14 protein-coding genes are annotated in these 12,051 nt (G+C 70.2%); 9 read left to right on the top strand and 5 right to left on the bottom strand.

Annotated elements, in window-relative coordinates; genetic code table 11:
- From G5C51_RS34055 to G5C51_RS34025, 7 genes are all read left to right on the top strand, one after another.
- On the top strand, nt 1–219 hold a 219-nt coding region (locus tag G5C51_RS34055), incomplete at its 5' end, for a UBP-type zinc finger domain-containing protein (protein ID WP_165243300.1).
- A 22-nt stretch (nt 220–241) separates the two neighbouring features.
- Nucleotides 242–739: a GNAT family N-acetyltransferase gene (locus tag G5C51_RS34050; protein WP_165243298.1), complete on the top strand. Its 498-nt coding sequence runs from the start codon at nt 242–244 to the stop codon at nt 737–739.
- Between the two features lie 244 nt (nt 740–983).
- The gene (locus tag G5C51_RS34045; protein ID WP_165243296.1) at nt 984–1,397 is read left to right on the top strand and encodes an ATP-binding protein; all 414 of its coding nucleotides are present in this window, start codon (nt 984–986) and stop codon (nt 1,395–1,397) included.
- A complete protein-coding gene (locus G5C51_RS34040; protein ID WP_206314634.1) occupies nt 1,286–2,278 on the top strand; it encodes an RNA polymerase sigma factor SigF in 993 nt (330 codons plus the stop codon). The genes G5C51_RS34045 and G5C51_RS34040 overlap by 112 nt, the downstream gene beginning before the upstream one ends.
- Before the next feature lie 27 nt (nt 2,279–2,305).
- Nucleotides 2,306–2,728: a hypothetical protein gene (locus G5C51_RS34035; protein WP_165243292.1), complete on the top strand. Its 423-nt coding sequence runs from the start codon at nt 2,306–2,308 to the stop codon at nt 2,726–2,728.
- A 100-nt stretch (nt 2,729–2,828) separates the two neighbouring features.
- On the top strand, nt 2,829–3,797 hold the full coding sequence (locus tag G5C51_RS34030; RefSeq protein WP_165243290.1) for a diacylglycerol/lipid kinase family protein: 969 nt from the start codon (nt 2,829–2,831) through the stop codon (nt 3,795–3,797).
- Nucleotides 3,798–4,131: 334 nt separating this feature from the next.
- Nucleotides 4,132–4,389, top strand: coding sequence for a WhiB family transcriptional regulator (locus tag G5C51_RS34025; RefSeq protein ID WP_028427873.1), 258 nt, complete (start codon nt 4,132–4,134; stop codon nt 4,387–4,389).
- Nucleotides 4,390–4,511: 122 nt separating this feature from the next.
- Here the strand turns inward: G5C51_RS34025 and G5C51_RS34020 are convergent, their stop codons facing one another.
- Both G5C51_RS34020 and G5C51_RS34015 read right to left on the bottom strand, forming a co-directional pair.
- The gene (locus tag G5C51_RS34020; RefSeq protein WP_165243302.1) at nt 4,512–5,993 is read right to left on the bottom strand and encodes a sensor histidine kinase; all 1,482 of its coding nucleotides are present in this window, start codon (nt 5,991–5,993) and stop codon (nt 4,512–4,514) included.
- A 269-nt stretch (nt 5,994–6,262) separates the two neighbouring features.
- On the bottom strand, nt 6,263–6,883 hold the full coding sequence (locus tag G5C51_RS34015; protein ID WP_165243288.1) for a TetR/AcrR family transcriptional regulator: 621 nt from the start codon (nt 6,881–6,883) through the stop codon (nt 6,263–6,265).
- A gap of 80 nt (nt 6,884–6,963) precedes the next feature.
- On the opposite strand from G5C51_RS34015, the gene G5C51_RS34010 reads away from it, so the two are divergent.
- Entirely contained in the window at nt 6,964–7,713 is a 750-nt protein-coding gene (locus G5C51_RS34010) for an SDR family oxidoreductase (RefSeq protein WP_165243286.1), read from the top strand.
- Between the two features lie 127 nt (nt 7,714–7,840).
- Complete coding sequence (gene nagB, locus G5C51_RS34005) at nt 7,841–8,626, top strand: glucosamine-6-phosphate deaminase (protein WP_165243284.1); 786 nt, start codon at nt 7,841–7,843, stop codon at nt 8,624–8,626.
- A 99-nt stretch (nt 8,627–8,725) separates the two neighbouring features.
- Here the strand turns inward: nagB and G5C51_RS34000 are convergent, their stop codons facing one another.
- From G5C51_RS34000 to G5C51_RS33990, 3 genes are read right to left on the bottom strand one after another with little or no spacing between them, the layout of a single operon-like run.
- Nucleotides 8,726–10,210 (bottom strand): glycoside hydrolase family 3 protein, encoded by a 1,485-nt coding sequence (locus G5C51_RS34000; protein WP_165243282.1) that lies wholly within the window; start codon nt 10,208–10,210, stop codon nt 8,726–8,728.
- Nucleotides 10,211–10,219: 9 nt separating this feature from the next.
- Nucleotides 10,220–11,050, bottom strand: a complete 831-nt coding sequence (locus G5C51_RS33995; protein ID WP_165243280.1) for an ABC transporter permease subunit — start codon at nt 11,048–11,050, stop codon at nt 10,220–10,222.
- On the bottom strand, nt 11,047–12,012 hold the full coding sequence (locus G5C51_RS33990) for a carbohydrate ABC transporter permease (protein WP_165243278.1): 966 nt from the start codon (nt 12,010–12,012) through the stop codon (nt 11,047–11,049). Before G5C51_RS33990 ends, G5C51_RS33995 begins: the two co-directional genes overlap by 4 nt.
- Nucleotides 12,013–12,051: the final 39 nt, after the last annotated feature.

The raw sequence follows: 12,051 nt of genomic DNA, 5'->3' as shown, positions 1-12,051 counted from the left end.
GCCGCCCCGCTCTCCACCACCTGCCTCGAATGCCTGGCCCAGCACAGCCACCCGGTCCAGCTCCGCCTCTGCCTGACCTGCGGATACGTCGGCTGCTGCGACTCCTCGCCGCATCAGCACGCCACCGCGCACTTCAAGGACACCGGCCACCCGGTGATGCGCAGCTTCGAGCCGGGCGAATCCTGGCGCTGGTGCTATGTCGACGAAGTGATTCCGTGAGCGCCGGACGTAACCTGACGCCATGATCAGAAAGGCCCTCCCCGGCGACGTCCCGGCGCTGCACGCGATGATCCGCGAGCTCGCCGCGTTCCACGACGAGGACGAGACGGAGGCCACCGACGAGCAGCTGCACGACGCGCTCTTCGGCGCCGACCCCGGCGTCTTCGCCCTCATCGCCGAGGCCCCCGGCGAGCACGGCCCCGAGCCCGCCGGCTTCGCCCTGTGGTTCCGTAACTTCTCCACCTGGACCGGCACCCACGGCGTCTACCTGGAGGATCTCTACGTCCGCCCGCAGCACCGCGGCGGCGGCCACGGCAAGGCCCTCCTGGCCGCCCTCGCCGGCATCTGCGTCGAGCGCGGCTATGACCGCTTCGAGTGGTCGGCGCATACGGAGAACACCGCGGCGATCGACTTCTACAAGTCGCTCGGCGCCGAGGAGAAGGACATCTGGACCGGATTCCGCCTCTCCGGCGCCCCGCTCCACACCCTGGCGGAGTCACGCAGCGTCAACATGCAATGATCGAACGGGAATTGGGCACCGCAGACCCCTAGCCACTGTCCGTGCCCGGAGGCTTACTATAAGTGACGCGCGTGGGTGTGCGGTCCTGGCCACCCCCGGTTCATCGCGACCTGGGGACACAGGCCCGCTACTCGCGGTAGCGTCGCAGGGCGAACTTTGCACCGCGCCGGTCCGTTACCCCCAGTAGGGGGTCAGACCGGCGCACTGCAGCGCTCAACGGATTTGTTTCACCTTGGAGGTGAGGGTGTCCCAGTACGAAGGCGAGCCCAGCCCGAAGGACTTCGTAGAGGTCCGGCTGCCGGCCGCGGGCGCCTATCTGTCGGTGCTGCGCACGGCCACAGCCGGCCTCGCGGCCCGGCTGGACTTCACCCTGGACGAGATCGAGGATCTGCGCATCGCCGTCGACGAGGCCTGCGCGATCCTCCTCCAGCAGGCCGTTCCCAACGCCATGCTGCGCTGCGTCTTCCAGCTCGACGACGACGCACTGCTGGTCACGGTCTCCGCCCCGACCACCGACGGCCGCGCCCCCGAGCGCGACACCTTCGCCTGGACGGTGCTGTCCGCCCTGGCAGGTCAGGTCGAGTCGACGGTTTCCGACGACCGTACGGTCACCATCAGCTTGCACAAGGAGCGTGGTGCCGGCCCCGGACAGACGTGACCGGACGCGAGGAGGGGCCGGCAGTGAACGAAGCGGTCGTCCCGGGACACCGGGCGGTGGAGCAAGAGCGGGCGGACCACAGCATGGACGGACAGCACGCCTCACAGCGGCCGGAGCGGCACGACCCGCGCGACCGCAGCGGCGCCCGGGACATGTTCTACGAGCTGCGCAAGCTCCCCCCGGGGACCCCTGAGTACGCGGAGCTGCGCAACCGGCTGGTGCAGATGCACCTGCCCCTGGTCGAGCACCTCGCCCGCCGCTTCCGTAATCGCGGCGAGCCCCTCGACGACCTCACCCAGGTCGCCACGATCGGCCTGATCAAATCGGTCGACCGGTTCGACCCGGACCGCGGCGTGGAGTTCTCCACGTATGCCACTCCCACGGTCGTCGGCGAGATCAAGCGGCACTTCCGCGACAAGGGCTGGGCGGTGCGGGTCCCGCGCCGGCTGCAGGAGCTGCGGCTCTCGCTGACCTCCGCCACCGCGGAGCTCTCCCAGCGGCATGGCCGCGCACCCACGGTGCACGAGCTGGCCGAGAAGCTGGAGATCTCCGAGGAAGAGGTCCTGGAGGGCCTGGAGTCGGCGAATGCCTACTCCACCCTGTCCCTGGACGTCCCGGACACGGACGACGAGTCCCCGGCGGTGGCGGACACCCTGGGCGCCGAGGACGACGCCCTGGAGGGCGTGGAGTACCGCGAGTCGCTGAAGCCGCTGCTGGAAGAGCTGCCGCCGCGGGAGAAGAAGATCCTGCTGCTGCGCTTCTTCGGCAACATGACCCAGTCCCAGATCGCCCAGGAGGTCGGCATCTCCCAGATGCACGTCTCCCGGCTGCTGGCCCGCACCCTGGCCCAGCTCCGCGAGCGCCTCCTGGTCGAGGAGTAGGGGCGCGCGGTCGGTAGGCTGGTGCACATGGAGACACCGGCGCACCCCCGTACGCCCCGCCTCGTCCTCGCCGCGGCGCTGGCCGGCGTGGAGGCGGCCGTGGTCGCCGGACTCGGCCTCTACGAGCTGGTGATGCTGGTCGCCGGCGACCCCGAGAGCAAGCGCCAGGCGCTCTTCGGCGGCCTTACGGTGCTGGCGCTCGCCGCGCTGCCGGCCGCCGCGACCCGCGGCCTGTGGCTCCGCCGCAGCTGGAGCCGCGGGCCGGCGGTGATCACGCAGCTGATGGCGGTCCCGGTGGTCTGGGCCATGACCACGGCCGGCGGACTACTCCTCCCGCTGGGCATCGCCCTTGGTGCAATCGCCCTGACAGCCCTGGTCTGCCTCTTGAGCCCGTCAACGACGGAAGCATTGGGCGTCGGGCGGCCACCCTCCAGCCCGTCCGGCGCTTGAGGACATCCCCGCGAAGCGGGGATACCGCGCCGCAGGCAGCCGGAGCCCTGCATTTACACGGACTGGGCCAACGTACCGCCAGGTAGGTACCCTTCCCGGTATGCGCGCTCTCCTCGTCGTCAACCCGGCCGCGACCACCACCAGCGCCCGCACCCGTGACGTACTCATCCATGCCCTCGCCAGCGATCTGAAGCTCGAGGTCATCACCACCGAGTACCGCGGCCATGCGCGCGACGTGGGCCGCGCCGCGGCCCAGAGCGGCGACGCGGAGATGATCATCGCGCTCGGCGGCGACGGCACCGTCAACGAGGTCGTCAACGGCCTGCTCCACAACGGCCCCGATCCGGACAACCTCCCGGGCATAGCGGTCGTCCCCGGCGGCTCCACCAACGTCTTCGCCCGCGCCCTCGGCCTGCCCAACGACCCCGTCGAGGCCACCGGCGCCCTCCTGGACGCCCTGCGCCAGGGCTCCTCCCGTACGGTCGGCCTCGGCCTTGCCTCCGGCACGCCGGGCAGCGCGGACGAAGGAGCGCCCTCCCGCTGGTTCACGTTCTGTGCCGGACTGGGATTCGACGCCGGCGTCATCGGCCGGGTCGAGCAGCAGCGCGAGCGCGGCAAGAAGTCCACCCCCGCGCTGTACATGCGCCAGCTGATGCGCCAGTTCGTCGGCGAGGAGCACAAGCGGCACGGCACGATCACCCTCGAGCAGCCCGGCGAGGAACCCATCACCGACCTGGTGGCGTCCATAGTCTGTAACACGGCCCCGTGGACGTACCTGGGCAATCGCCCGGTCTACGCGGCCCCGCACGCCTCCTTCGACACCGCCCTCGACGTGCTCGGCCTGGCCCGTCTTTCGGCCCCCGCGGTGATGCGATACGGCACCCAGCTGCTGACTTCCTCGCCGGAACGCGGCCCGCACGGCAAGCACGCTGTGTCACTGCACGACCTGACGGGCTTCACCTTGCAATCGCAGGCCCCACAGCCCTTCCAGATGGACGGTGACCACCTGGGACTGCGCACGAGCGTCACCTTCACAGGCGTACGGCGGGCACTGCGTGTGATTGTGTGAGTGGAAGGGCCAAAAGTCCTTCCTCTCGAACGTTTACCCCAGCCTCCACCCCCTGGAAGTACGGTCGTGACCCAGGTCGCACCAAGGAATCCAAAGAAACTTTCCGGAAGGGGTTGTATCCGAAGCTGAGGTTTGCGAACCTTCTTCATGGCGATCGGGAAGCGCCCCCTCACACGGGCCCCCTCGAAGCGCCGAACCTCCCCGAACATGTTGCAGATCACAGCGCGAATCTGTGTCGAGATCTTCACCGCCGGGGAGATTCGTGAAAGCGTTCACATTCACAAGCAACGTGTACGCAACACACCAACGACGACTACGTAGAGATGGAGCAGTCATGGACTGGCGTCACAACGCCGTTTGCCGCGAGGAAGATCCCGAGCTGTTCTTCCCCATCGGCAACACCGGTCCTGCGCTGCTGCAGATCGAGGAAGCCAAGGCCGTCTGCCGCCGCTGCCCCGTCATGGAGCAGTGCCTGCAGTGGGCGCTCGAGTCCGGTCAGGACTCCGGCGTCTGGGGTGGCCTGAGCGAGGACGAGCGCCGCGCGATGAAGCGTCGTGCCGCCCGCAACCGTGCTCGGAAGGCCACCGCGTAGGGCTGACGCCCGGCCCTCCTGCCCCCCGGCGCTTCATCCTCTGAGCCGCAGCACGCAGCAATTGAACAAACGAGCCTCGGAACCAATGGCGGTTCCGGGGCTCGAGTGTTTTCCGGGGTCGATCAGCGCTTGTCGGCTTTGACCGGGATGTCCAGGGTCACCCGGGTTCCACGCTCCGGCGCTGGTGCCATTGTGAACGCGCCGCCCAACTCGCCTTCCACCAGCGTCCGTACGATCTGCAGCCCGAGGTTGCCGCTGCGCTGCGCGTCGAAGCCCTCCGGCAGCCCGCGGCCGTCGTCCTGCACCGTCACATGCAGTCGCGCCTGGCCGCCCGAGGTCGAGCGCAGCGCCGTAACCTCCACGGAACCGGTCTCGTTGGACGCGAAGCCGTGCTCGAGGGCGTTCTGCAGCAGCTCGGTCAGCACCATCGACAGCGGGGTGGCGACCTCCGCCTCCAGGATCCCGAAGCGCCCGCCGCGCCGGCCGGTGACCCGGCCCGGCGAGATCTCCGCGACCATGGCGAGCACCCGGTCGGCGATCTCGTCGAACTCGACGGTCTCGTCCAGGTTCTGCGACAGCGTCTCGTGCACGATCGCGATCGACCCGACCCGCCGCACCGCCTCGTCCAGCGCCGCGCGCGCCTTGCCGTCCGGGTCCTCGGAGGCCAGCCGGCGCGACTGCAGCCGCAGCAGGGCGGCGACGGTCTGCAGGTTGTTCTTCACCCGGTGGTGGATCTCCCGGATGGTGGCGTCCTTCGTTATCAACTCGCGCTCGCGGCGGCGTACCTCGGTGACGTCGCGCAGCAGCACCAGCGACCCGATCCTGGTGCCCTTCGGCTTCAGCGGGATCGCCCGCAGCTGGATGGTGCCGGTCGCCCCCTCCACCTCGGTCTCCCGCGGCGCCCACCCGCTGGCCAGCTTGACCAGGCCCTCGTCGGTGGGCCCGGTGTTGGTGGCGAGCTCCGCGGTGGTGGAGCCGAGGTGCAGGCCGACGAGGTCGGCGGCGTGGCCGAGCCGGTGGTAGGCGGAGAGCGCGTTCGGCGAGGCGTACTGCACCAGGCCGTCGGCGTCGAGCCTGATCAGGCCGTCGCCCACGCGCGGCGAGGTCTCGCTCTCGCCGCCCTGCCCCGGGTAGGGGAACGATCCTGCGGCGATCATCTGCGCCAGGTCGGAGGCGGACTGGAGGTAGGTCAGCTCCAGCCGGCTGGGGGTGCGGACGGTGAGCAGGTTCGTATTGCGGGCGATGACGCCGAGGACGCGGGACTCGCGGCGCACGGGGATCGACTCGATCCGCACCGGCACCTCCTCGCGCCACTCCGGGTCGCCCTCGCGCACGATCCGCCCCTCGTCGAGGGCGGAGTCCAGCATGGGGCGGCGGCCGCGCGGGACCATGTGGCCGACCATGTCGTCCTGATACGAGGTGGGGCCGGTGTTCGGCCGCATCTGGGCGACGGATACGTAGCGCGTGCCGTCGAGGGTGGGCACCCAGAGCACCAGGTCGGCGAAGGAGAGGTCGGCGAGCAGCTGCCACTCGGAGACGAGCAGGTGCAGCCACTCGAGGTCGGTCTCGCTCAGCGCGGTGTGGTGGCGGACGAGGTCGTTCATAGAGGGCACGAGGCGAGCCTAACGGCGTTCCGGACCTGGAAACACTTCGGGCCGCGGCGCCTGCGGCGGGACCCTCAACCCACCCGGCGCTGCGGCCCGGAGCTGCACCGTGCTCGGGACACCGGGTGTGCGGCCCGGTGCCGCTAGCTGAGCGCGGCGGGGAGGCCGGGGCGCAGTCAGGGCAGAGAGCGCCTCGAACCTCTATCCACCCTCCTGTGCGGTGAGGGCGGAAGCACAACTTGAATTGTGGACTAGACCACTCCGCCTGTCTATGCCCCGGGCGGGATTTCCTCGGCGGCCGGCCAGGCGCGCAGCGCGGCGTCCGCCACCTGTTCCAGCTCCTGGGTCGACGCACCGTCCCTGGCCTGCGTCGACATGCCCTGGATCACGGCTCCGACGAAGCGCGCCAGGCCGGCGGCATCGGTGGTCGGCGGCAGCAGTCCAGCGGCGATGTCCTGCTGGATCCGCTCCGCGAGCAGCCCGATGTTGCCGTTACGCATCTCGCGCAGCTCCGCGGCGACCTCGGGCGTCGTCGTATTGATGCCGGCGCTCACCACCATGCAGCCCTTCGGCTGCCCGGGTGCGGTGTAGCCCTCGGCGGCCTCGCGCAGGATCCGGGCGATGGCGGCGCGGGCGGTGGGCTCCTCGTCGAGGGCCCGGTTGATGAAGGTGCCGTTCCGCGAGTGCCCGTAGACCTCGAGCGCCGCGTCGAAGAGCGCCTTCTTGTCGCCGAAGGCCGCGTACAGGCTGGGCGCGCCGATGCCGATCTCGCGGGTCAGCTCGGCGATCGACACCGCCTCGTAGCCCCGCTCCCAGAAGGCGCGCAGGGCCTTGTCCAGCGCGGCGTCGCGGTCGAAGGCGCGGGGGCGGCCCCGCTGTTTGGTGGCCATGTTCCTAATTCTATAGCGGTCGCTAGAAAACGTGCTACGGTTCTTTCTGTAACGACCACTATAGAAAGGGGGGCGCGGCCATGGGCGCGCTCACTGGCAAGACGGCACTGGTCACCGGCGGCAGCCGTGGCATCGGGCGGGGCATCGCGGAGCGGCTCGGCCGCGACGGGGCCCGGGTCGGCGTGCACTACGGCAGCGACGAGACCGCGGCGAAGGAGACGGTCGCGGCGATCGAGGCGGCGGGCGGCTCGGCCTTCGCGATACGGGCGCGGCTCGGCGAGCCGGGCGACGCCGCGGCACTGTGGGCAGAGTTCGACAAGCACGCGGACGGGCTGGACATCCTGGTCAACAACGCGGGGGTGGGCCTACAGGCGGAGGTGGCCGACACCACGGAGGAGGACTACGACCGGATCTTCGACATCAACGTCAAGGCGCTGTTCTTCATCACCCAGCAGGCCCTGCCGCGGCTGCGCGACGGCGGCCGGATCGTCAACCTCTCGACCGGGCTCACCCGCATCGCGATGCCGGGCCTTGCGGCGTACGCGGCGACGAAGGGCGCGGTCGACACCCTGACGCTGTCGCTGGCGGAGGGGCTCGGGCCCCGCGGCATCACCGTGAACGCGGTGGCGCCGGGCGTGATCGAGACCGACATGAACGCCTGGCTCGCGGATCCGCAGGCGCGGGAGATGGCGAACGGCTGGTCCACCTTCGGCCGCGTCGGGCAGCCGGAGGATGTCGCCGACATCGTCGGCTTCCTGGCGGGTGCCGGGGGCCGGTGGGTCACTGGGCAGACCATCGATGCCACGGGTGGGTCGTCGCTGGGTGCCTGACGCCTCCGGTACGCAGAGTTCGCCCGCCGTTCCCTTCCGGTTCGGCGGGCGACGCTGTCTGCCCTCTGCTAGATTGGTCTATACCACATCGACCCATCAGAGTCCCCGACTTGAACGGCAGGCCAGCGTGGAAGTTGTCATCGTCCCGGACGCCAAGGCGGGCGGCGAGCTGATCGCCGAGGCCATGGCGGCACTGCTCCGTCGCAAGCCGGACGCGCTGCTCGGCGTGGCGACCGGCTCGACTCCGCTGCCGATCTACGAGGCCCTCACGGGGAAGGTCCAGCGCGGCGAGGTCGACGCCTCCAAGGCGCGGATCTGCCAGCTCGACGAGTACGTGGGCCTGCCGGCCGGGCACCCGGAGTCGTATCGCGCGACCGTGCTCCGCCAGGTCGTCGAGCCGCTCGGCCTGACGGAGGCGTCGTTCATGGGCCCGGACGGCTCCGCGTCCGACATCCCGGCGGCCTGCGAGGCGTACGACCGCGCGCTCGCGGAGGCGGGCGGGGTCGACCTGCAGCTGCTGGGCATCGGCACGGACGGGCACATCGGCTTCAACGAGCCGTGCTCGTCGCTGGCGTCGCGGACCCGTATCAAGACGCTGACCGAGCAGACGCTCGTCGACAACGCGCGCTTCTTCGACGGCGACATCGAGCAGGTGCCGCACCACGTGATCACGCAGGGGATCGGCACGATCATGGAGGCGCGGCATCTGGTGCTGCTCGCCACGGGCGAGGGCAAGGCGGATGCGGTGGCGGCGACGGTGGAGGGGCCGGTCGCGGCGATTGTTCCGGCGTCGGCGCTGCAGTTGCATCGGCATGCGACGGTGGTGGTGGATGAGGCGGCTGCGTCGAAGCTGAAGCTGGCGGATTACTTCCGGCATACGTATGCCAACAAGCCGACTTGGCAGGGTCTGTAGCTCTCTCGGGGGCAGGCGTCCCGCATGGCGGGACGGGTGGGCCCGGACGTTTCCGGCGGTCGCCGGCGCTACTCGCACGGGGTCCGGGCCCGGCGGCTCTTAGCCCGTCGTCGCTCCCGTGATGACCTCCGCGGCTGCGCGGCCGCATACCCGTGCCGCGCCGTGCGTCGCGATGTGCAGCGCCCCCGCCGGCGGCGCCTGCGGGACGCCCATTTCCACTACCGCCGCGTCCGGGCGGTCCGCCAGGAGGGCCTTCAGGGCGGCGGCCATCCAGCCGTGGCGGTGAACGTCCTTGACTACTGCCACCAGCGGCAGGTCGCCCGCGTCCGTGGTTGCCTCCGCGAGGCCGGACTCGGGGCCGTACGAACCTGTTCTGGTGCCCGGCAGCAGGCGCTGCAGCTCCGGGCCTACGCCCCATGGGGTGGCCTCGCCGGCGGCCATGTTCGCGACCGGGGTGAAGGACGCGACGTAGACCGGGCCGCTCGGGGGGACGTAGTCCTCGCCGCCGGTCACCCGCACCGCGCGTCGGGCCGCCGCCAGGCCGATCTCCTCGTCCGGTGCCACCGGCCCTGCCGCCGCCGATGTGCGGGTCCACTCCGCCAGCGCTCGCACCCGCGCGGCCGCGTCCGCCAGCCGCTCCTCGCTCAACTCCCCCGCGCGCACGGCCGCGACGAGCGCGTCGCGCAGGCCGCAGACGAGGTCGTCGTCGGCGTTGTGGCCGATGCACAGCGCGTCCGCGCCCGCCGCGATCGCCAGCACCGCGCCGCGCTGCATGCCGTGGGTGCCCGCGATGGCCTGCATCTCCATGGCGTCGGTGGAGACCACCCCGTCGAAGCCGAGGCCGCCGTCCGCGACCGGGCGCCGCAGCAGCCCGCTCAGCACCGCCGGGCTCAGCGTCGCCGGCAGCTCCTCGTCCAGCGCGGGGAGCAGGATGTGCGCGCTCATCACCACCTTCGTACCGGCCGCGATCGCCGCCTTGAAGGGGACCAATTCCCGCTCCCGGAGCGCCTCCAGCGACAGGTCGATGCGCGGCATCGCGTGGTGCGAGTCGGTGGCGGTGTCGCCGTGGCCCGGGAAGTGCTTCGTGCAGCCGACGACGCCTGCCTCGTGCAGCCCGCGGATGTACGCGGCGGTGTGCCGCGCCACCAGCTCCGGCTCGGCGCCGAAGGAGCGGACCCCGATGACCGGGTTGTCCGGGTTGGAGTTGACGTCGGCGGAGGGCGCCCAGTTCATGTTCACGCCGCAGGCGGCCAGCCGGCGGCCGAGCTCGCGCGCGACCCGTAGCGTCAGCTCGGGGTCGTCGACGGCGCCGAGCGCGAGGTTCCCGGGGAAGGACGACCCCTGCCGCACCTCGAGCCGGGTGACGTCGCCGCCCTCCTCGTCCATCGCGACGAGCACCTCGGGCCGCTCCGCCCGCAGCGTCTCCGTAAGCCGGGCAACCTGCTCGGGATTCTGGACATTACGGCCGAAGAGCCCCACGCCGGTGAGTCCTTCGCCGAGCAGCCGCAGCACCCACGCCGGCGGTTCGGTGCCGGCGAAGCTCGGCTGCAGGACGGCGAGGGCATTTGAGGTGAGTGTCGACATCGCGGGGTGTTATCCCTTCACAGCGCCTGCGGTGAGTCCGGCAGCGACCTTACGCTGCAGGATGAGGAACACAATCAGCACGGGAAGCGCGAAGAGCGAGGACGCGGCCATGGTCGCCCCCCAGTCGTCCCCGAAGGCCGTCTGGAACTGCGACAGCCACAGCGGGAGCGTCTGCGCCTCCGCCTCCTTGCTGAGGACGAGCACCAGCGCGTACTCGTTCCAGGCCGTGATGAATCCGAACAGCGACGTGGCCATCAGCCCGGGCGCCAGCAGCGGGAAGATCACCTTCCGGAAGGCCTGCACGCGGGTGCAGCCGTCGACCATCGCCGACTCCTCCAGCTCCCGCGGCACCGCGGCGACGAAGCCGCGGAGGGTGAGGATGGTGAAGGGCAGGATCCCCATCAGGTAGAAGAGGGTCAGCGGCACCAGGCTGTTCAGCAGGTCGGCATCGCGCACCAGCATGTAGATCGAGATCACCATGACCTCCCATGGCGCCATCTGCGCGACCATGAAGACCAGAATGAACCCGCGCCGCCCCTTGAACCGCAGCCGCGCCAGCGCGAACGCGGCGAAGAGCGCGATGAGCAGCGACCCGCCCACGGCAAGCAGGGTGACCGTGAACGAGTTCCGCACCATCGTCCAGAAGTTCTCGGCCTGCACGGCGGTACGGAAGTGCTCCAGCGTCGCGTCCACCGGGAACCACACCGGCGTCTCGCTGAGGATGTCCCCCGTCGGCTTGAAGGCGGTGGCGAACATCCAGAAGACGGGGAACACGAAGAACACGGTGAGCACGGCGGCGACAGCGTTCGGCCAGGTGCGGGCGGCCAGGGAAGTCCTCACGACGTCTCCTCCTCGTGCTTGAGGGTCAGGCGCAGGTAGTACGAGGTCAGGACGAGCAGCGCCAGGATGGTGAGCAGGGAAATGGCGGCACCCATGCCGAAGTGCTGGTTGCCGACGCCCTCCACGAACGCGTAGACCGGCAGCGTCTCGGTGAGCCGCTCGGGCCCGCCCTGGTTGATCGCGTAGACCTGGGTGAAGCACTTGAAGATCCAGATGACCTGGAGAAACGTGTTGACCAGGAGAAATGGCTTGAGGGCCGGGTAGGTCACGTACGACCAGAGCTTCCAGGCTCCGGCGCCGTCCACCGTGGCGGCCTCGTAGTGCTCGCGCGGGATGGTGGTCGTGGCCGCGTACATGTTGAACGCCACGAAGGGGACGGACCCCCACACGAGCAGCACGGTGATGACGAAGAACGTGCTGAACTGCCCGCCGAGCCAGTTGTATTCACCGAGCCCGAAGATGTAGTTGACGACTCCGAAGCGACTGGCGAAGAGCCACTGGTACACGGTGGTCGCGGCGATGTGCGGCATCGCCCAGGCGAGGGTGAGGGCGATCGAGAGGGTCAGCCGCATCTTGCGCCCGAGGCGGGCGAGGAGCAGGCCGACGAGGGTGCCGGCGACGATGATCAGGGCGACATTGACCGTCGTGAAGGCGATGGATCTGGCGGTGACCCGCCAGAAGTCCTCACTGCCCAGCACATCGCGGTAGTTGGCGATGCCGTTCCACTCGGTGAGGTGCTGGATCAGCTGCCGCATGTTCAGGTTCTGGAACGACAGCATGCCGTTCTTGACCATGGGCCAGGCGAGCAGCGCGGCGGTGGCCAGGAGGGCGGGCAGCAGGAGTATGTACGGGGTCAGCCCTCGTCCGATGCCCTGCTTGCCTTTGCCGCCTCCGGCCGAGGAGCTGCCTGGGGGTGCGGAGCGGGTGCGGGTGCCCGGAGGCGATGTGTCTTGCGTGAGCATGGGGCCTTCCTGGGTGTCCGTCCTGGGTCGGGCTGGGGC

The organism is Streptomyces coryli (assembly GCF_011044975.1).
GTDB classification, from domain to species: domain Bacteria; phylum Actinomycetota; class Actinomycetes; order Streptomycetales; family Streptomycetaceae; genus Streptomyces; species Streptomyces coryli.
Note: the sequence above shows the minus strand (reverse complement) of the source record. Positions and strands in the feature narration are given on the sequence as shown.

Excerpts from the sequence above, each read along its gene's own strand:
- G5C51_RS34050 (WP_165243298.1), top strand. The coding sequence starts at position 242 with ATGATCAGAAAGGCCCTCCCCGGCGACGTCCCGGCGCTGCACGCGATG.
- G5C51_RS34035 (WP_165243292.1), top strand. The coding sequence starts at position 2,306 with ATGGAGACACCGGCGCACCCCCGTACGCCCCGCCTCGTCCTCGCCGCG.
- G5C51_RS34030 (WP_165243290.1), top strand. The coding sequence starts at position 2,829 with ATGCGCGCTCTCCTCGTCGTCAACCCGGCCGCGACCACCACCAGCGCC.
- G5C51_RS34025 (WP_028427873.1), top strand. The coding sequence starts at position 4,132 with ATGGACTGGCGTCACAACGCCGTTTGCCGCGAGGAAGATCCCGAGCTG.
- G5C51_RS34020 (WP_165243302.1), bottom strand. The coding sequence starts at position 5,993 with ATGAACGACCTCGTCCGCCACCACACCGCGCTGAGCGAGACCGACCTC.
- G5C51_RS34015 (WP_165243288.1), bottom strand. The coding sequence starts at position 6,883 with ATGGCCACCAAACAGCGGGGCCGCCCCCGCGCCTTCGACCGCGACGCC.
- G5C51_RS34010 (WP_165243286.1), top strand. The coding sequence starts at position 6,964 with ATGGGCGCGCTCACTGGCAAGACGGCACTGGTCACCGGCGGCAGCCGT.
- G5C51_RS34000 (WP_165243282.1), bottom strand. The coding sequence starts at position 10,210 with ATGTCGACACTCACCTCAAATGCCCTCGCCGTCCTGCAGCCGAGCTTC.
- G5C51_RS33990 (WP_165243278.1), bottom strand. The coding sequence starts at position 12,012 with ATGCTCACGCAAGACACATCGCCTCCGGGCACCCGCACCCGCTCCGCA.